The organism is Haloferax sp. Atlit-12N (assembly GCF_003383095.1).
Lineage (GTDB): Archaea > Halobacteriota > Halobacteria > Halobacteriales > Haloferacaceae > Haloferax.
The window spans coordinates 1,270,803-1,287,434 of the sequence record NZ_PSYW01000001.1 but is presented as its reverse complement, the minus strand read 5'-3'; the positions used below and the strand labels follow the sequence as shown (position 1 = coordinate 1,287,434).

17 protein-coding genes are annotated in these 16,632 nt (G+C 67.7%); 12 read left to right on the top strand and 5 right to left on the bottom strand.

Going from position 1 to position 16,632, the window contains the following annotated elements; all coding sequences use genetic code 11:
• Positions 1–31: 31 nt before the first annotated feature.
• Positions 32–517 (bottom strand): TspO/MBR family protein, encoded by a 486-nt coding sequence (locus tag C5B90_RS06820; RefSeq protein WP_115880109.1) that lies wholly within the window; start codon positions 515–517, stop codon positions 32–34.
• A 122-nt stretch (positions 518–639) separates the two neighbouring features.
• On the opposite strand from C5B90_RS06820, the gene alaS reads away from it, so the two are divergent.
• The 11 genes from alaS to C5B90_RS06765 all read left to right on the top strand — a co-directional run bounded on the left by alaS (position 640) and on the right by C5B90_RS06765 (position 11,537).
• Positions 640–3,408 (top strand): alanine--tRNA ligase, encoded by a 2,769-nt coding sequence (gene alaS / locus C5B90_RS06815; protein WP_115880107.1) that lies wholly within the window; start codon positions 640–642, stop codon positions 3,406–3,408.
• A 102-nt stretch (positions 3,409–3,510) separates the two neighbouring features.
• Positions 3,511–4,287 (top strand): alpha/beta fold hydrolase, encoded by a 777-nt coding sequence (locus tag C5B90_RS06810; protein ID WP_115880105.1) that lies wholly within the window; start codon positions 3,511–3,513, stop codon positions 4,285–4,287.
• A 114-nt stretch (positions 4,288–4,401) separates the two neighbouring features.
• Complete coding sequence (locus C5B90_RS06805; RefSeq protein ID WP_115880103.1) at positions 4,402–5,115, top strand: type 1 glutamine amidotransferase; 714 nt, start codon at positions 4,402–4,404, stop codon at positions 5,113–5,115.
• A gap of 165 nt (positions 5,116–5,280) precedes the next feature.
• The gene (locus tag C5B90_RS06800; RefSeq protein ID WP_115880101.1) at positions 5,281–6,444 is read left to right on the top strand and encodes an acyl-CoA dehydrogenase family protein; all 1,164 of its coding nucleotides are present in this window, start codon (positions 5,281–5,283) and stop codon (positions 6,442–6,444) included.
• Positions 6,445–6,552: 108 nt separating this feature from the next.
• A complete protein-coding gene (locus C5B90_RS06795) occupies positions 6,553–6,843 on the top strand; it encodes a hypothetical protein (protein ID WP_058826829.1) in 291 nt (96 codons plus the stop codon).
• A 161-nt stretch (positions 6,844–7,004) separates the two neighbouring features.
• Positions 7,005–7,715, top strand: a complete 711-nt coding sequence (locus C5B90_RS06790) for a PGF-CTERM sorting domain-containing protein (RefSeq protein ID WP_115880099.1) — start codon at positions 7,005–7,007, stop codon at positions 7,713–7,715.
• 143 nt (positions 7,716–7,858) lie between these two features.
• A complete protein-coding gene (locus tag C5B90_RS06785) occupies positions 7,859–8,935 on the top strand; it encodes a PGF-CTERM sorting domain-containing protein (protein WP_115880097.1) in 1,077 nt (358 codons plus the stop codon).
• Positions 8,936–9,075: 140 nt separating this feature from the next.
• Positions 9,076–9,399 (top strand): ferredoxin family protein, encoded by a 324-nt coding sequence (locus C5B90_RS06780; protein WP_058826827.1) that lies wholly within the window; start codon positions 9,076–9,078, stop codon positions 9,397–9,399.
• 44 nt (positions 9,400–9,443) lie between these two features.
• Positions 9,444–9,818 carry a VOC family protein gene (locus tag C5B90_RS06775; protein WP_115880095.1) on the top strand — a complete coding sequence of 125 codons (375 nt, stop codon included), beginning with the start codon at positions 9,444–9,446 and terminating at the stop codon, positions 9,816–9,818.
• A gap of 118 nt (positions 9,819–9,936) precedes the next feature.
• The gene (locus C5B90_RS06770; RefSeq protein ID WP_008576810.1) at positions 9,937–10,389 is read left to right on the top strand and encodes a ferritin-like domain-containing protein; all 453 of its coding nucleotides are present in this window, start codon (positions 9,937–9,939) and stop codon (positions 10,387–10,389) included.
• A gap of 185 nt (positions 10,390–10,574) precedes the next feature.
• Positions 10,575–11,537 (top strand): L-lactate dehydrogenase, encoded by a 963-nt coding sequence (locus tag C5B90_RS06765; protein ID WP_115880093.1) that lies wholly within the window; start codon positions 10,575–10,577, stop codon positions 11,535–11,537.
• A gap of 43 nt (positions 11,538–11,580) precedes the next feature.
• On the opposite strand, the gene C5B90_RS06760 is transcribed toward C5B90_RS06765, so the two are convergent.
• The 4 genes from C5B90_RS06760 to C5B90_RS06745 all read right to left on the bottom strand — a co-directional run bounded on the left by C5B90_RS06760 (position 11,581) and on the right by C5B90_RS06745 (position 15,757).
• A complete protein-coding gene (locus C5B90_RS06760; RefSeq protein ID WP_115880091.1) occupies positions 11,581–13,698 on the bottom strand; it encodes a (Fe-S)-binding protein in 2,118 nt (705 codons plus the stop codon).
• Positions 13,699–13,778: 80 nt separating this feature from the next.
• Positions 13,779–14,483 carry an energy-coupling factor transporter transmembrane protein EcfT gene (locus tag C5B90_RS06755; RefSeq protein ID WP_115880089.1) on the bottom strand — a complete coding sequence of 235 codons (705 nt, stop codon included), beginning with the start codon at positions 14,481–14,483 and terminating at the stop codon, positions 13,779–13,781.
• Positions 14,477–15,178 carry an energy-coupling factor ABC transporter ATP-binding protein gene (locus C5B90_RS06750; protein ID WP_115880087.1) on the bottom strand — a complete coding sequence of 234 codons (702 nt, stop codon included), beginning with the start codon at positions 15,176–15,178 and terminating at the stop codon, positions 14,477–14,479. The genes C5B90_RS06755 and C5B90_RS06750 overlap by 7 nt, the downstream gene beginning before the upstream one ends.
• Entirely contained in the window at positions 15,179–15,757 is a 579-nt protein-coding gene (locus tag C5B90_RS06745; protein WP_115880611.1) for a biotin transporter BioY, read from the bottom strand.
• A gap of 159 nt (positions 15,758–15,916) precedes the next feature.
• On the opposite strand from C5B90_RS06745, the gene C5B90_RS06740 reads away from it, so the two are divergent.
• Positions 15,917–16,522 (top strand): conditioned medium-induced protein 4, encoded by a 606-nt coding sequence (locus tag C5B90_RS06740; RefSeq protein WP_115880085.1) that lies wholly within the window; start codon positions 15,917–15,919, stop codon positions 16,520–16,522.
• The last annotated feature ends 110 nt before the right edge of the window (positions 16,523–16,632 follow it).

Here is a 16,632-nt window from a genome sequence, read left to right as displayed (position 1 = left end):
GGGTCGTGGCCGGGACGACGTGTCGAATTACTCAGTTTAGCGACCAGAAGCCGTAGTTGAGAACAGTTGCGAAGCACGTCCACAGGAGGTAGGGGACGAGGAGACCGGCCGCGCGCCGGTCGACGGCGGCGAACTCGCGCATCGTCGCCAGAATCGCCGCGATGAGGACGAGGATGACGGCGAGGCCGAGTGCGGGCGACTGCAGTCCGAAGAACGCCGCGGACCACGCGACGTTGACGACGAGGTGGCCGACGAAGACGGCGAGCGCCCGCTCGCGGCGGGGGTGGTCGCGCCGGGAGACGAGCCACGCGGCGACGCCCATCAGGGTGAAAAGCGTCACCCAGACCGGGCCGAACACCCAGTTCGGCGGGGCGAACCACGGTCGGGTGAGCGTCCCGTACCACGACCCGATAGCGGTCACGGTGAAGACGCTTCCGAGCGCGCCGGCGAGTTGCGCGAGGACGACCCACGCGAGCAGTTCGACCGCCGGTCGCCGACGGAGCGAGGCGAGTTCCATACTCCTCGTTGGCTCGGGAGGGAAAAGAACGACACGGCCCGTGCGGGCGAAATTGAGGGGAATCGGGCGTCTGCGCCCATTTCCCGGAACTGTTTTACCCGACGGTAGACCAGAGTTTGGCAATGAGCGAACTCGAAGCGGAGTACCGCCTCGACTACTTCGAGGAGGAGGGCTTCTACCGGAAGCAATGCCCCGTGACGGGCGTCCACTTCTGGACACGAGACCCCGACCGCGAGACGTGCGGTGAACCGCCCGCCGACGACTACACCTTCATCGACAACCCCGGCTTCGACGAGGAGTACACCCTCGAAGAGATGCGCGAGAAGTTCCTCTCTTTCTTCGAGGACCACGACCACGAGCGCATCGACCCCTACCCGGTCGCCGCGAACCGCTGGCGCGACGACGTGCTCTTGACGCAGGCATCTATCTATGACTTCCAGCCGCTCGTCACGTCCGGCGAGACGCCGCCGCCGGCCAACCCGCTGACCGTCTCTCAGCCCTGCATCCGGATGCAGGACATCGACAACGTGGGCAAGACCGGTCGCCACACGATGGCGTTCGAGATGATGGCTCACCACGCGTTCAACGCCCGCGAGGAGGCCGGCGACAAGTACGCCTACGAGGGCGAGGTCTACTGGAAGGACGAGACGGTCCGCCTCTGCGACGAGTTCTTCGAATCGCTCGGCGCGGACATCTCCGAAATCACCTACATCGAGGACCCGTGGGTCGGCGGCGGCAACGCCGGTCCGGCTTTCGAAGTCCTCTACCGCGGCGCCGAACTCGCTACCCTCGTCTTCATGTCGATGAAGCAGGACCCGGAGGGCGACTACGAACTCAAGGACGGCAACACCTACTCGCCGATGGACACCTACATCGTCGACACCGGCTACGGACTCGAACGGTGGACGTGGGTGTCGCAGGGGACGCCGACGGTGTACGAGGCCGTCTACCCCGACATGATAGAGTTCCTGAAGGAAAACGTCGGCATCGAGCACACCGACGAGGAGGAGGAACTCATCCACCGCGCGGCGAAGCTCTCGGGCCACCTCGACATCGACGAAATCGACGACCTCGCCACCGCGCGCGCCGAAGTCGCGGGCGAACTCGGTGTCGACGAGGCCGAACTCACGTCCCTGCTCCGCCCGCTCGAAGACATCTACGCCATCGCGGACCACTGCCGCACCCTCGCGTACATGTTCGGTGACGGCATCGTCCCCTCGAACGTCGGGACGGGCTACCTCGCCCGCATGGTCCTCCGGCGCACCAAGCGCCTCGTGGACAACCTCGGCGTGGACGCCCCGCTCGACGAACTCGTGGACATGCAGGCCGAGCGCCTCGACTACCAGAACCGCGATACCATCCGCGACATCGTCCGCAGCGAGGAGCGCAAGTACAGAAAGACGCTCGAACGCGGCTCCCGCAAGGTCCAGCAGCTCGCCGACGAGTACGCCGACAAGGACGAACCCATCCCGCTCGACGAACTCATCGAGCTGTACGACTCCCACGGCATCCAGCCCGACATGGTGCAGGAAATCGCCGAGGAGCGCGGCGCGACCGTCGACATCCCCGACGACTTCTACTCGCTCGTCGCCGACCGCCACGAGCAGGTCGACGGCGAAGACGAGGCCGCGGAGCGCGACGACCGCCTCGGCGACCTGCCGGCGACGGACAAGCTCTACTACGACGACCAGGAGCGCACCGAGTTCGAGGCCGTCGTTCTCGACGTGTTCGAGCGCGAGGAGGGCTACGACGTGGTCCTCGACCAGACGATGTTCTACCCCGAAGGCGGGGGCCAGCCCGCCGACCACGGCTCGCTCGCCACCGACGACACGACGGTCGAGGTGACCGACGTGCAGATCGTGGACGACGTGGTGCTCCACCGCACCGACGAGGACCCCGGTAAGGGCGAGTTCGTCCGCGGCCAACTCGACGCCGAGCGCCGCCGTCGGCTCATGCGCCACCACACGGCGACCCACGTTATCGGCCACGCCATCCGGACGGTCCTCGGCGACCACATCCGGCAGGCCGGCGCGTCGAAGGGCGTCGACCGCTCGCGGCTCGACGTGACCCACTACGAGCGCATCACCCGCGAGGAGGTCAAGCAGATAGAGCGCGTCGCCAACGAACTCGTGATGCGGAACATCCCGGTCAAACAGGAGTGGCCGGACCGCCGCGACGCCGAGAAGAAACACGGCTTCGACCTCTATCAGGGCGGTATCCCGCCGGGCGAGCAGATTCGCCTCATCCACGTCGGCACCGACGTGCAGGCCTGCGGCGGCACCCACGTCAAGCGCACCGGCGACATCGGGGTCATCAAGGTGCTGACGACGGAGCCCGTTCAGGACGGCGTCGAGCGCGTCGTCTTCGCGGCGGGCGACGCGGCCATCGAGGCCACCCAGCGCACCGAGGACGCGCTGTACGGCGCGGCCGACGTGCTCGACGTGAACCCCGCGGACGTACCCGAGACGGCAGAGCGCTTCTTCACCGAGTGGAAAGAGCGCGGCAAGACCATCGACCGCCTGAAGACGGAACTCGCCGAGGCGCGCGCCGCGGCGGGGGCCGACGAAATCGACATCGACGGCACGCCCGCCGTCGTCCAGCGCCTCGACGGCGACGCGGACGAACTCCGCGCGACCGCCAACGCGCTGGTCGAGGAGGGGAAAGTCGCCGTCCTCGGCTCCGCCGCGGGCGGGAGCGCCCAGTTCGTCGTCGGCGTCCCCGACGGCGTCGGCGTCAACGCCGGGCAGGTCGTCGGCCAACTCGCCGGGAAAGTCGGCGGCGGCGGCGGCGGCCCCGCGGACTTCGCGCAGGGCGGTGGCCCCGACGTGGACGCGCTCGACGACGCGCTCGACGAGGCTCCCGACGTGCTCCGCGCCGTTCTGAACGCCTGACTCGGTCGCGCGACCGACCCGAATTCGCGTTCGGGTTCGTTTTTGCTTGCTTCGTGTCCGCGAGACGGACGCCCTAAGTCACTCGCCCGCCGAGCCTCCGGTATGCCCACGGCAGTCGCAGACGGGGTCGAACTGTACTACGACAGCGAGGGCGACGGCGAGACGGTCGCCTTCGTCGGCGACGCGGGCTACGGCGCGTGGCAGTGGGGTTGGCAGCACGCCGCCGTCGCCGGCCCCTACGAGAGCCTCGTGACCGACCTCCGCGGGGCCGGCCGCTCCGACGCGCCCGCGGGGCCGTACTCGGTCGAGACGCTCGTTTCCGACCTCGTGGCCGTCCTCGCGGACGCGAACGTCAGGAAGGCCCATCTCGTCGGGTTCGGCCTCGGCGGGCTGGTCGCGCTGGAGGCCGCGCGGACGACGAACCGTGTTCGGAGCCTCGTCCTCGTCGGCACCGCCGCCTCGGGAGCGGAAATCGACCCCGAACCGCTCTCCGCCGCGCCCGACGACCCGGCCGCGCTCCGCGAGTCGCTCGCGCCGGCGCTCTCCGAGGAGTTCCGCGCGGAACAGCCGGACGTGGTCGACCAACTCGTCTCGTGGCGCGAACGGGAAGACGCCGACCACGAAGCGTGGGCCGCACAGGCCGCCGCCGTCGCCGACTACGACGCCGGCCCGCTCTACGAGGTGACGGTCCCGACGCTCGTCCTCCACGGCGGCGACGACCCGGTCTGGCCGGTCGAAGGCGGTCGCGCGCTGGCCGAGGGACTCCCCCGTGGCGAGTTCGAGTCGTTCGCGGGCGCGCGCCACCTCGTCACCGTCGAGCGGTCGCGCCTCGTCAACGACGCGCTCGTCTCCTTTCTCGAATCGCTCGACGACGACTGAGCGGCGCTCCGTCGCGTTCGCTCCGGCTTCGTCGCCGACGCGCCCCGTCCCAGGAGCCGGCAGAGAGCGTTCCGGGCGCAACTTCTTTAGAGCCGCACCGACTGTCTCTCCACGATGACCCGCCCGCGACTCGCGTTCTTGGACGCCTCTCACGGCGATTCGAGCACGTTCCGAAACTTCAGGCGCGAACTCGACGCCGACCTCGTCGAGTTCGACGTGACCGACGGCCGCCTCCCCGACCACTTCGACTACGACGGCGTCGTCATCACTGGCTCGTCGTCGTCGGTCTACTGGGACGAGGCGTGGATTCGAAACCTCGTGTCGTGGGTCGCCGACGCCGACGAGCGCGGCCTCCCCCTCTTGGGCGTCTGTTTCGGTCACCAGGTCGTCGCGGCGGCCCTCGGCGGCACCGTCGAAGACATGGGCGAGTTCGAACTCGGCTACAACGAAGTCGAGCGGACCCGCGCCGACGACGAGGACGACATCCTCGCCGGCATCGGCGAGCGATTCACCGTCTTCACCTCCCACGGCGACCGAGTGACCGAACTTCCGCCGGGCGCGGAACTCCTCGCCCAAAACGAGTTCGGCGTCCACGCGTTCCGTCGGAGCCACGCCTTCGGCGTCCAGTTCCACCCCGAGTACGACACCGACACCGCCGAGGCCATCGCGAGGCAGAAGGACTTCCTCCCCGACGAGCGGCTCCGGTCGGTCATCGACGGCATCACGCCGGAGAACTACGCTGCCGCCTGCGAGGCCAAGCGCCTGTTCGACAACTTCGTCACCTACGTCAATCGGACGAACGCGGGTTCGGTCGAATCGGCGGCCTGAGCGTTCCGACAGTCGCGAGCCGTTTTTTGCGTCGTACCCGAGCCGTATCCGAGCCGCCACCGAGTCGCGCCCGTCCGGCTTTCGTCGCCGACTTTTTGCTTGTCCGTCCCCCGCGAATCTCGACCGAGCGAATCGCTTTTCACCGCGCCGGGCGCAGAGTCTATCATGCTCGATTATCTGGAATTGGAGGGAGATCTGACCGGCGAAGAGAAACTCGTCCGCGACGAGGCCCGCCGCTTCGTCGACGAGCAGGTCAAACCCGACATCGGCGAGCACTTCGAGGCCGGGACGTTCCCGACCGAACTCATCCCGCAGATGGGAGAACTCGGCTTCTACGCGCCCAACCTCGACGGCTACGGTCTCCCCGGCCTCGGCGAGCGCGCTTACGGCCTCCTGATGCAGGAACTCGAAGCCGGCGACTCCGGCCTCCGGTCGATGGCGAGCGTGCAGGGGTCGCTCGTCATCTATCCCATCCACGCCTACGGCTCCGACGAGCAGAAAGAGCGATGGCTCCCGAAACTCGGGTCGGGCGAGGCGGTCGGCTGTTTCGGCCTGACCGAACCGCAACACGGCTCGGACCCGTCGGGGATGGAGACCCGCGCCGAGCGCGACGCCGACGGCTACGTCCTCAACGGCTCGAAGACGTGGATTACGAACTCGCCCATCGCGGACGTGGCGGTCGTCTGGGCGCGCGACGTGTCGGCGGAGGGGTCACCCGTCCGCGGCTTCCTCGTCGAGACCGACCGCGACGGGGTGACGACGAACAAAATCGAGGGGAAACTCTCGATGCGCGCGTCGGTCACGGGCGAAATCGGCCTCGACGACGTGCGCGTTCCCGAGGAGGACGTACTTCCCGGCGTCGAGGGAATGAAGGGGCCGCTTTCGTGTCTCACGCAGGCGCGGTTCGGCATCGCGTGGGGCGTCGTCGGCGCGGCCCGCGACGCCTTCGAGGACGCCCGGCAGTACGCGAAGGACCGCGACCAGTTCGGCGGCCCCATCGCGCGGTTCCAACTCCAGCAGGGGAAACTCGCGGAGATGGCGACCCAAATCACGAACGCACAGTTGATGGCCCACCGCCTCGCCGACCTCAAAGAGCGCGGCGACCTGCGACACCAGCAGGTGTCGATGGCGAAGCGCCACAACGTCCGCGTCGCCCGCGAGGTGACCCGAACCGCCCGCGAGATGCTCGGCGGCAACGGCATCACGACCGACTACTCGCCGATGCGCCACATGGAGAACATCGAGACCGTCTACACCTACGAGGGGACCGACGACATCCACACGCTCGTTCTTGGCGCTGACCTGACGGGAATCGAAGCATTCGAATAGGACTCGGGAGCGAACGCCCCGGCGGCTTTCGCTGTTGTGCGTGACGCATGACAACAGTACACATACATTTATATTTCCCCGCCCATAGGATACGATAGAGGCCCCACAATGACCACATCGGCCCAGGACCGTCCGACGGCGCTCGACCTCTCTCGCGAAGAGACGTGGGTCGTCCACGCCGCCTTGCTCGACGCCATCGAGCGGGCGGTCGATGCAGACGAAGAGCCGACACCGGCCCCCAGCCTGCTCGCGCGGGTCGAGGCCGGCGACGAAGATTTCGACAGCGCCGAACTCGACTATCTCGTAGACGCCCTCCGTACCTATCGGAAACAGGCGCCCGTCCGGGACGACCACCACATCTCGCGCGTCCTCGAACACATCGAGGCTGCGCGGGTATAGCTCCCCGACCCGACGCTGCCCGCTGATTTCCTTTCAACTCCACCGAGGCCGCGAGCGGCCGCGCTCGCGTCTCACCGTCCTCCCGTCCCGCACAGTACCGATTATCGTTTGACATTACGATATGGAAAATAACTTATTTGACCTCTGAAAAGAGGTGGTCGATGCGACCCTCCAATCGATCCGCGCTACTGACGACGACCCTCCTCGTCGCCGCCGTCCTCGCGGCGGCGGTGATGCCCGCGGCCGCTGCCTCGGGCCACTACGAGTTCACAGACGACGCGTACACGGCCGAACAGGGCGAGGTGGTCTCCATCACGCTCTCCGGCGCGTCGGACGCGAACAACACGTCCGCCGCACTGACCGGCGAGAACAACACCGTCCCGCTCCGCATCGGCGGCGAAGACGTGAACTTCGCCGTCAACGCGACGGTAGTCGACGAGGACCGCGACGGCAACGTCACCCTCGAACTGAACACCTCGACGGCGGGACAGGCGAACGCCTCGTCGTACCTCACCGCCGCCGGCAACGACTCGGTGAACGCGACGCAGACGACCGAGACGCTCCCGGCGACGCTCGACGCGGGCGACTACTCGCTCGCGCTCGGCCCGACGAACAACTCGACCGACACGGCGACGCTCTCGCTCCAGGCGGCGGAGACGACGACCGAACCGGCCGAATCGACTGAGACGACTGAGTCGACCGACACCGAGACGACCACGACGGCGGACGAGACGACCGAGACGACGACGAACGCGTCGGCCTCGGCGACGACCGAGACGACCGGCACCAGCGACACCGGCATCCCCGGCTTCAGCGCCGTGCTCGCGGTCATCGCGCTTCTCGCGGCCGCCTTCCTCGCGGTCCGCCGATAGCGCCCGAAACGACTCCGCGCGACGCCACCCTCGGTTTTTCGTTGCCTCGCCCGGATAGCCACGGCACCGCCGTTCGTCGCCGCAGGCTCGCCTTAAATGACAATCCAGTAACTATTTCATTCGGACGCGAGAACGCCTGACCGATGGCACCCTCCAGACGATTCGAACTGCTGGCGACGACGGTGCTCGTGGTGGCACTCCTCGCGGCCGCGACGACCCCCGCGGCGGCCGCCGAGGGCCACTACGAGTTCACGGACGACGCGTACACAGCCGAACAGGGAGAAGTGGTCTCGATCACCCTTGAGGCCGGTGACGAGGCGAATGACACGTTCAGGCTCCACCTCGGGTCCGCGGACGTCGGATTCGCCGCCCACGCGACGGTAGTCGACGAGAACGACGACGGCGAGGTCACGGTTCGGGTGAACACCTCGATGGCGGGACAGACCAACGCCTCGGCGTACCTCTCCGCCGCCGGCGAGGACTCGCTTTCGAACGCCTCGCAGTCTACCTCGCGGCTCTCTCACATCCCCGACGCGGGCGACTACGACCTCCGAATCGGCCCGTCGGACGACCCGAACGCGACGGCGCACCTCGTCATCGAGGAAAACGAGTCCGCGACCGACCCGATTTCCGGCACGCCGGAGTCGGAACCGAGCGGTGACCCCGACTTCAATGAATCCGTGGTCACCGCCAACGTCGCCGGGTCGGGCGTCGCGGAGATTCCGGTTCGGTTCGGCGGCACGGAGACCGTGACGGTCTCCATCGAAGCCGACGAGACCGGGTTCTCGACGGTCCTCGAACTCACCGACGCCGACGACGACGGGTCGGCCAACATCACCGTCGATGCCGCGGCCGACGCCGAGTCGCCGCGGGACATCGTGTCGGTATCGGACGGCGACGACGCCGAGTTTCAGTCGATGAACGAGTCGGTCCCGACACTCGAAGCCGGGATGGATTACGACCTCGGTGTCGCGCACAACGGGTCCGTTGTCAACGTCGCGACGCTCGTGGTCCGAGACGAACCCGTGGAAACGACCACGTCGATTGCGACTGAATCGGCCGAGTCGACGACCGCGGACACCACCGAGTTGACGACGAACGCGTCCGCCTCGGCGACGACCGAGGCGACCGGCACCAGCGACACCGTCGTCCCCGGATTCGGCGCCGTGCTCGCCGTGGTGGCGCTCCTCGCGGCCGCTTTCCTCGCGGTTCGTCGCTGACGCCCCCGGTGTCGGTCGGGTACCGACTTCGGTTCCGACCTCGACTCGACTCCAAAACAACCCTCGACCCCGACACCGTCCCCGATTTTTGACGTCGCAGATGCGGACGTTTTAGTACGCGGTACGGCCAACGCCCGGCAATGGCTATCGACTCGAACTTCGACCAGAATCGGGAGCGAGCGGGCGAGGAAAACGGCGTCGCCGTCTGGGGACCCGTCGAACCGCCGGAGAAACTCGGCATCCACGGCACCCACGTCGCCGTCGACTACGACATCTGTCTCGCGGACGGCGCGTGCCTCGAAAACTGCCCCGTGGACGTGTTCACGTGGGTCGACACGCCCGACCACCCGGTGAGCGAGCAGAAGGTCGAACCGACCAACGAAGACCAGTGTATCGACTGCATGCTCTGTGTCGATATCTGTCCCGTCGACGCCATCGACGTGGACGCCTCGCGGCAGGCCTGACACGAAGACCAGACGTTATCTCTCCCCGCCGCGTCACGTCGGCCATGGGACTCATCCACACCGCCCTCGTCGTCTCGGACATCGACGCCACGCTCGACTTCTACGCCGACCTCGGCCTCGAACAGACCAACGAGTTCGAACTCGACGGCGTCCGCAACGTCTACGTCGGCAGCGACGACACCGACATGGAACTGCAGTTCAAGTACGACCCGACCTCGTCGGCGCGCGTCGAACCCGCCGGCATCGACCACGTCGCCGTCGAGGTCGCGGACGCCGACCGCGCGTTCGAGGACATCGTCGAGGCGCAGTCGCCCGACGTGGTGAAGCCGCCGGTGGACATCGACCCGGTGAACGCCCGCGCGGCGTTCGTGAAGGACCCTGACGGCTACGTGGTCGAAATCGTCTCTATCGAAGACTAAACTTCGCGCCGCGACGCGTCTCACACGCTGACTTTCGCCGACGCGGACGCCTCGGCCGGCCGGCCACCTCGCCGCGGCGAACAGCTATTTGTTGCCAGAGCGTCAATACGGAGTCGCTATGTCTGAGGACGTAACCGCGCTGTTGAAGCGCGCCTATCAGGACGAGATCGAGACCGTGATGAACTACATGACCAACTCCATCGTCCTCGACGGCGTCCGGGCGGAGGAAATAAAGGAGTCCCTCCAGACCGACATTCAGGAGGAACTCACCCACGCTGAACAGTTGGGCAACCGGCTGAAGCAACTCGACGAGAAGCCGCCGGGTTCGGCGTCCTTCGAGGCGCGCCAGCACGACCTCCAGCCCCCGGAGGACAGCACGGACGTGCTCGCGGTCATCAACGGCGTCCTCACGGCCGAGGAGGACGCCATCGAGACCTACCGCGCGCTCATCGACGCCGCGGAGGAGGCCAACGACCCCGTCACCGAGGACCTCGCCGTGACCATCCTCGCCGACGAGGAGGCCCACCGGACCGAGTTCCGCGGCTTCAAGAAAGAGTACGACCGCGAATAGGCTCACCAGCCGCCGACCGACGAGCCACCGCACGCGGGTTCGACCGATCTCCGTATTCACTATTTTTCGAAAAATGTGTCATCATCGACCCGTATCTAACAAATTATAATCTGTTACAAAAGTAGTACTCCCAGTTCTCCGAAACGGAGCTTTGTTTTTATCAACCGCTCGGCCGAACGCCCGGTATGAGCACTGAACGCGGCAAGGGTACGGTCGCAATCGTCGGGGGTGCAGGCGCAGTCGGGTCGAGCACGGCGTTCGCGCTGATGGAGAGCAGTCTCGTCGGCGAAATCGTCCTCGTCGATATCGACGAGGAGCGCGTCGAGGGCGAGGCGATGGACCTCAACCACGGCTCGTACTTCACGTCGCCGGTCCGCGTCCGGACGGGCGACTACGAGGACTGCTGGGACGCCGATGTGGTCATCGTCACCGCCGGAGCCAGCCAGAAGCCCGACGAGACGCGTCTCGACCTGATGGAGCGGAACGCCGACATCTTCGCCGACATGATTCCGCAGATTACCGAGGGGCTGAACGACGACGCCGTGATGCTCATCGTCACCAACCCCGTCGACGTGCTGTCGTACGTCACGTGGAAGGTGTCGGACCTGCCGGCCGAGCGCGTCATCGGCTCCGGCACCGTCCTCGACACGTCGCGGTTCCGCCACTCGCTCAGCCGCGAGTTCGACCTCGACCCGGCGAACGTCCACGCCTACGTCGTCGGCGAGCACGGCGACAGCGAGGTCCTCGTCTGGAGTTCGGCGAACCTCGGCGGCATCCCGTTCGAGTCGTACGCCACCAGCCACGGCGTCGACGACATCGACGCGCTCAAAGCCCGTGTCGAAGAGGGGGTCCGCGAGGCGGCCTACGAAATCATCGAGCGCAAGGAGCGGACGAACTACGGCGTCGCGCGCTCCGTGGCCGCGACCACCGAGCGCATCCTCGGCGGCGACAACTCCATCCTCACCGTCTCGACGCTCGTCTCGGGCGAACACGGCGTCGACGACGTCTACATGAGCCTCCCGTGTACCGTCAACCAAGGCGGCGTCCGCGACGTCCACGAGTTCGACCTCTCTGAGACCGAGACGGCGGCGCTCCGGGAGTCGGCGGGCGTCATCCGCGAGTCCATCGACCGCTTGGACTTCGAATAGAATCGGAGAGAAGAGACGAAAATAGCACAGCCGCGCCGCCGACTCAGTCGGCCGATGCGGGCGTCGTGTCCGTCCCCGTCTCGGTCGTCGCGGCGGCCTTCGCGTCGAGCGCCTCCACGACGAGTTCGGAGATGTCCACGATGTCGATATCTTCCTCGTAGTCACCGGTCTTGCGGCCGTCTTCGTACATCGTCGCGCACATCGGGCAGGCGACGACGAACCGCTCGACGCCGCCGGTCGTGTCGTCGAGCGCCTCGCGCAGGCGCTCTTCGGACGGCTTCGACTCTTCTTCGTGGTCCATCCAGAGGCCGCCGCCGCCGCCGCCGCAACAGAACGACTGGTCGCGGTTGCGCGGCATCTCGGCGAGTTCGACGCCGGTCGCGCGGATGACCTCGCGGGGCGCTTCGTACTCGCCGTTGTAGCGTCCGAGGTGACACGGGTCGTGGTACGTCACCGTCTGGGCGGCGAGTTCGTCCCCCGCGAGACCGAGGCGGTCGTCGCCGACGAGGCGTTCGACCAGTTGGGTGTAGTGGTACACCGGGTAGTCGAACGAGTCGTCCATCTCCGGGTACTCGTTTTTGAACGTGTTGTACGAGTGCGGGTCGGTACAGACGATTTTGTCGAACTCGCAGTCGGCCATGGCGGCGACGTTGTCCTCGACGAGCATCTCGTAGAGACCCTCCTCGCCGACGCGGCGCACGTCGTTGCCGTCGTGCTGTTCGTCCTCGTAGAGGATGCCGTAGGAGACGCCCGCCGCCTCGAAGATGCGAGCCATCGAGCGGGCGACGGCGCGGTTGCGCTCGTCGTAGGAGGGGTAGTCGCCGACGTACCAGAGGAACTCGACCGATTCGTCGCGGGCGTCGGGCACCTCGAAGTCGAGGTCGTCGGTCCAGTCGGGCCGCTTGCGCTGTGGGTCGCCGAAGGCGTTGCCGTTCTGGAAGATGTTCATCATCGCCTCCTGTACTGGCTCTTGCTGTTGGCCCGTCTCGGTGAGCCGGCGGTTCATCTCGGTGAAGTGCGTCAGGTGCTCGATATCGACCGGACAGGCGTCCATGCAGGCCATGCAGGCCATGCAGGATTCCATCGACTCGGCGTCGACGACGGAGGTGCCGCCGTCCGCGACGATGTCGATGGAGTCGCCGCCGGCGTCGACCGACTCGCGGTAGGTCTTCAGGTCGAGAATCACGTCCCGCGGGTCGAGGTTGCGGCCGGAGGCCTTCGCCGGGCAGGCGTCGGTACAGCGGCCGCACTTCGTGCAGGCGTCCATGTCGAGCATCGCCTTCCACGAGAAGTCGTCCTCGGAGACGTAGCCGATTTCGTCCGGCGGCGTGTCCGCGGGCACTTTCGGCAGGCGCGTGCCCGCCTTCTCGTCGGCGGTGACGATGTTGGCGAAGGAGGTGAGCATGTGCAGGGGCTTGGCGTAGGGGACGGCCGCGACGAACGCCAAGGCGAGGAGCGCGTGGGACCACCAGCCGAACCAGTAGAGCGTCTGTGCGAGGCCCTGACCCATGCCCGCGGCGTCGAACACGAGGGCGACGAAGTAGCCGACGAAGCTCACCGTCTCGAACTCGGGGAACTCGGTGCCGACGATGCGGATGCCCTCGAGGACGTAGCCGCCGACGCCGAGGAAAAAGAGCGTCCAGACGAACGCGGCGTCCTCGAAGCCGGTGTGTTTGCCCCACAGCCGCGGGTGTCGGACCCCGTAGCGACGCCACAGCGCCATCCCGACGCCGACGACGAACAACAGGCCCATGAGGTCCATGACGAACGAGTACGAGAGGTAGAAGTCGCCGACGAAGAAGGAACTGCCAGTCACCCGCCGCCACACGTCGATGTCGATGGCGAGGATGGTCGTCCCGATGAGGAGCGTCAGGAAGCCCCACATGATGAACGCGTGCATCACGCCGGCGAACCGGTCGCGCTTGAACTGCTTTTCGTTGGAGAACACCACTTTCGCCGCCCGAACCGTCCGCCCCGGCAGGTCAGATAGCCGGTCGAACGAGTCTTCACCACCCCGCGCGTATCGCGCGAACCGCTCGTACACCCCGTAGAGGAACACGAGCGACGCGATGGCGGCGAGGCCGTAGAAGAGCGCCTCGCCGACCGGACTAATCGTCCAGAACGTCTCCCGGGTAACATCCGCCTGTGCCGCAAAGTCCATAATCAATCACCGGAGAACGGAGGGTTAAATCTTGCCACCCGAGGCGTGTCGGTCGGCGGATTACGAGCGCCCCGGTGGCCTCAGAGCGCGGCACTCGCGAGGAGCGCGGCGGCGAGGACGACTCCGGGCGCGTCACGCCGGCCGAACCGAATCTCGGGGAGCGTCGGGTTCCACGCGAAACACCGCGCGCGGAGCGCGAGCGCGAGGGCGTCGGCCCGCGCGAACGACCGCCGGAGACCGCCGGCGGCGACGAGCGAGAGCCGTTCGTCCAGCCGTCGCTCGCTCCCGAGGCGGGCCGCCTGCGCCTCGCGGACGCGGCGCAGGTCGCGGCGGACCAAGGGGAGAAACCGGAAGACGAGGGCGATACTGACGCCGAGCGCGACGCCGACGCGACCCGGAACGAGCCGCTGAATCGCCGCGCGGGACTCGCGTACGGGCGTCGTTCTGACGTACGCCGCAGCGACGAAGAAGACGAGCAGCACGCGGACGCTGGCGAGCGCCGGGTCCACGGCCGCCTCGGGGTCGAACCACGGCGCGCCGAGGCGGGCGGCCTCGACCAGCGGGCCGAGCGCGAGGAACGGAATCGCGTAGCGGAGGTCGCTGAGGGCGGACACCGGCGAGGTGTCGGCGGCGCGGAGACAGCCCGCGGCGACGACGCCGAGGGCGACGAGCCCGGTGGGTGTGGTATGCGCGAAGCCGGCCGCCGCGAAGGCGACCTGCACCGCGAGTTTGGTCCGCGGGTCGAGCCGGTGGGCGAGGGTGTCGCCCGGTTCGTAGGTCAACACGGCGGGCGAACGTCGAGGTCGGGGAGGCGGTCTGCGGCCTCGTCGGGCGCGGCGTCGAGGGCGACGTCGCCGTCGGCGAGGACGACCACGCGGTCGGCCAGTTCGGCGACGTCGCGCAGGTCGTGCGTGACGACGACGAGGCTCGTCCCCGCGGCGCGGAGGTCGCGGAGGCGCGCGAGCACGGAGCGACGGGCGGGTTCGTCGAGGCCGGTGAACGGTTCGTCCAAGACGAGGTGGTCGGGTCGCATCGCCAACGCGCCGGCGATGGCGAGGCGCTCGACCTCACCGCCGGAGAGGGCGTCGACGCGCTCGTCTTTCCGACCGTCGAGGTTGACCGCGGCGAGCGACTCGCGGACGCGGCGGTCGATTTCGTCGCGGTCGAGCCCGAGGTTCTCCGGGCCGAACGCCACGTCAGCGCCGATGGTCGCCGCGACGAGTTGGTCTTCGGGGTGCTGGAACACCATCGCCACCGCGGTCCGGGCGGCGACGAGGTGGTCCGAGACGGACCGGCCGTTGACAGAGACCGAGCCCTCGTCGGGGTCAAGTAGGCCGTTGAAGTGGCGAACGAGCGTGGTCTTGCCGGAGCCGTTCGCGCCCGCGACGACGACGCACTCGCCGTCGTCGATGGCGAGGTCCACGCCATCGACCGCGACGGTGTCACCGTACCGGTGGACGAGGCCGTCGACGCGAATCATCTACTGGGCGGCGATGGCGTCGGAGCGGACGATGCCGACCGCGGCGGCGATTTTGAACGCCTCGGCGGGGATGAACGCGGCGGAAGCCGTCCAGAAGGCGGATTCGAGGCCGACGCTCTGGACGTACGCGAAGCCGAGCGTCCCGAAGGCGTAGACGACGACAGTGCCGGCGACCATCGCGCCGACGAGCCGGGCGGTGCTCACGCGGTAGTCGCCGATGTCGACGCCGCCGTGGACGACGAGGCCGACGATGACTGCGGCGACCGGGTACGACCAGAGGTAGCCGGCGGTCGGCCCAACGAGCGGCGCGAGCCCGGCGGAGCCGCCGGCGAACACCGGCGCGCCGAGACCGCCCGCGGCGAGGTAGAGCGCGATGGAGCCGCCGCCCCAGACGGGGCCGAGGAAGATGCCCGCGAGGAAGACGACGAGCACCTGCATCGTCACCGGAATCGGCGAGACGGGGTTCGGGAACGAGACGTAACTGCCCGCGCCCATGAGCGCCGCGAACAGGGCAGCGCGGGCGATGTTGCCGACGAGTTCGTCGCCGACGAGTTCGACTGACTCGTGTTCGGTTGCCATGCCCATCGCTGTCTCGTAAACCCTGTTTAACTTATCGGTTTACAGAGTCCGTGGCGGGGTCGGTCCTCGGTCCCGTCGGCCAGTTCGAGTCGTCTCTCCGGCGCTCGGCGGCTCTCGGGTCAGCATCATTAAAGACGCTGGGCGTGCCATTCTCCGGGTATGGACGAAAAGACCGCCGAACTCCGCGACATCTTCATCGAGGCGACCGGGTCGGACACCGTGACCGAACAGCAGTCCGAGTCGCGCGGGTCGCTCGCCGACGTTGACGACCCCGAAGCGGTTCGCGAGCGCGTCCGCGACATCGTGACGACGATGCGCGAGCGCTACGCGTTCGACACCGAGTTCGACGACGACGCGCTCGTCGCCCTCGTCGTCGGCTTCTTCGACGGCGACGCGGACGCCAACCTCGCGGTCGAACTCGACGCGTCGCCCGAGGCGGTTCGCACCGCCCGGTTCGACCTCCACCTCGTCCGCGACGCCGACCGCGAGTTCCCGTTCGACGCCGACCGCTTCGACAACCTGCTCGTCGACGGCGCGGACGACGAGACCATCGCCGAGACGCTCGATGTGCCCGTCGAAGTCGTCGCCGAGTGCCGCCCCGTCGCCGAGGCGGACATCCGTTCGAGCCGGGCCAACTACCGCTTCCGCGACGAGTTCGCGGAGCTGTTGACCGACGACGACCTCTCGAACCGGATGGCCGAGGACGCCCGCCGCGACGGTCTCCGCGAGGCGACCGAGGACATCGAGACCGACGTGTCGCTGTAGCGGGCGGGCGCTGTGACCCGTCGGGCCGCGCGAGTCCCGACGCGCGGCCGACCCGTCGGGACGGCGGAGGGTCGGCCGAACGACGAAGGTTCTTAACCGATTGGGGACAT

What these genes read in the sequence shown, in the direction of transcription:
- C5B90_RS06820 (WP_115880109.1), bottom strand. Translation starts at nt 517, where the DNA reads ATGGAACTCGCCTCGCTCCGTCGGCGACCGGCGGTCGAACTGCTCGCG.
- alaS (WP_115880107.1), top strand. Translation starts at nt 640, where the DNA reads ATGAGCGAACTCGAAGCGGAGTACCGCCTCGACTACTTCGAGGAGGAG.
- C5B90_RS06810 (WP_115880105.1), top strand. Translation starts at nt 3,511, where the DNA reads ATGCCCACGGCAGTCGCAGACGGGGTCGAACTGTACTACGACAGCGAG.
- C5B90_RS06805 (WP_115880103.1), top strand. Translation starts at nt 4,402, where the DNA reads ATGACCCGCCCGCGACTCGCGTTCTTGGACGCCTCTCACGGCGATTCG.
- C5B90_RS06800 (WP_115880101.1), top strand. Translation starts at nt 5,281, where the DNA reads ATGCTCGATTATCTGGAATTGGAGGGAGATCTGACCGGCGAAGAGAAA.
- C5B90_RS06795 (WP_058826829.1), top strand. Translation starts at nt 6,553, where the DNA reads ATGACCACATCGGCCCAGGACCGTCCGACGGCGCTCGACCTCTCTCGC.
- C5B90_RS06790 (WP_115880099.1), top strand. Translation starts at nt 7,005, where the DNA reads ATGCGACCCTCCAATCGATCCGCGCTACTGACGACGACCCTCCTCGTC.
- C5B90_RS06785 (WP_115880097.1), top strand. Translation starts at nt 7,859, where the DNA reads ATGGCACCCTCCAGACGATTCGAACTGCTGGCGACGACGGTGCTCGTG.
- C5B90_RS06780 (WP_058826827.1), top strand. Translation starts at nt 9,076, where the DNA reads ATGGCTATCGACTCGAACTTCGACCAGAATCGGGAGCGAGCGGGCGAG.
- C5B90_RS06775 (WP_115880095.1), top strand. Translation starts at nt 9,444, where the DNA reads ATGGGACTCATCCACACCGCCCTCGTCGTCTCGGACATCGACGCCACG.
- C5B90_RS06770 (WP_008576810.1), top strand. Translation starts at nt 9,937, where the DNA reads ATGTCTGAGGACGTAACCGCGCTGTTGAAGCGCGCCTATCAGGACGAG.
- C5B90_RS06765 (WP_115880093.1), top strand. Translation starts at nt 10,575, where the DNA reads ATGAGCACTGAACGCGGCAAGGGTACGGTCGCAATCGTCGGGGGTGCA.
- C5B90_RS06760 (WP_115880091.1), bottom strand. Translation starts at nt 13,698, where the DNA reads ATGGACTTTGCGGCACAGGCGGATGTTACCCGGGAGACGTTCTGGACG.
- C5B90_RS06750 (WP_115880087.1), bottom strand. Translation starts at nt 15,178, where the DNA reads ATGATTCGCGTCGACGGCCTCGTCCACCGGTACGGTGACACCGTCGCG.
- C5B90_RS06745 (WP_115880611.1), bottom strand. Translation starts at nt 15,757, where the DNA reads ATGGCAACCGAACACGAGTCAGTCGAACTCGTCGGCGACGAACTCGTC.
- C5B90_RS06740 (WP_115880085.1), top strand. Translation starts at nt 15,917, where the DNA reads ATGGACGAAAAGACCGCCGAACTCCGCGACATCTTCATCGAGGCGACC.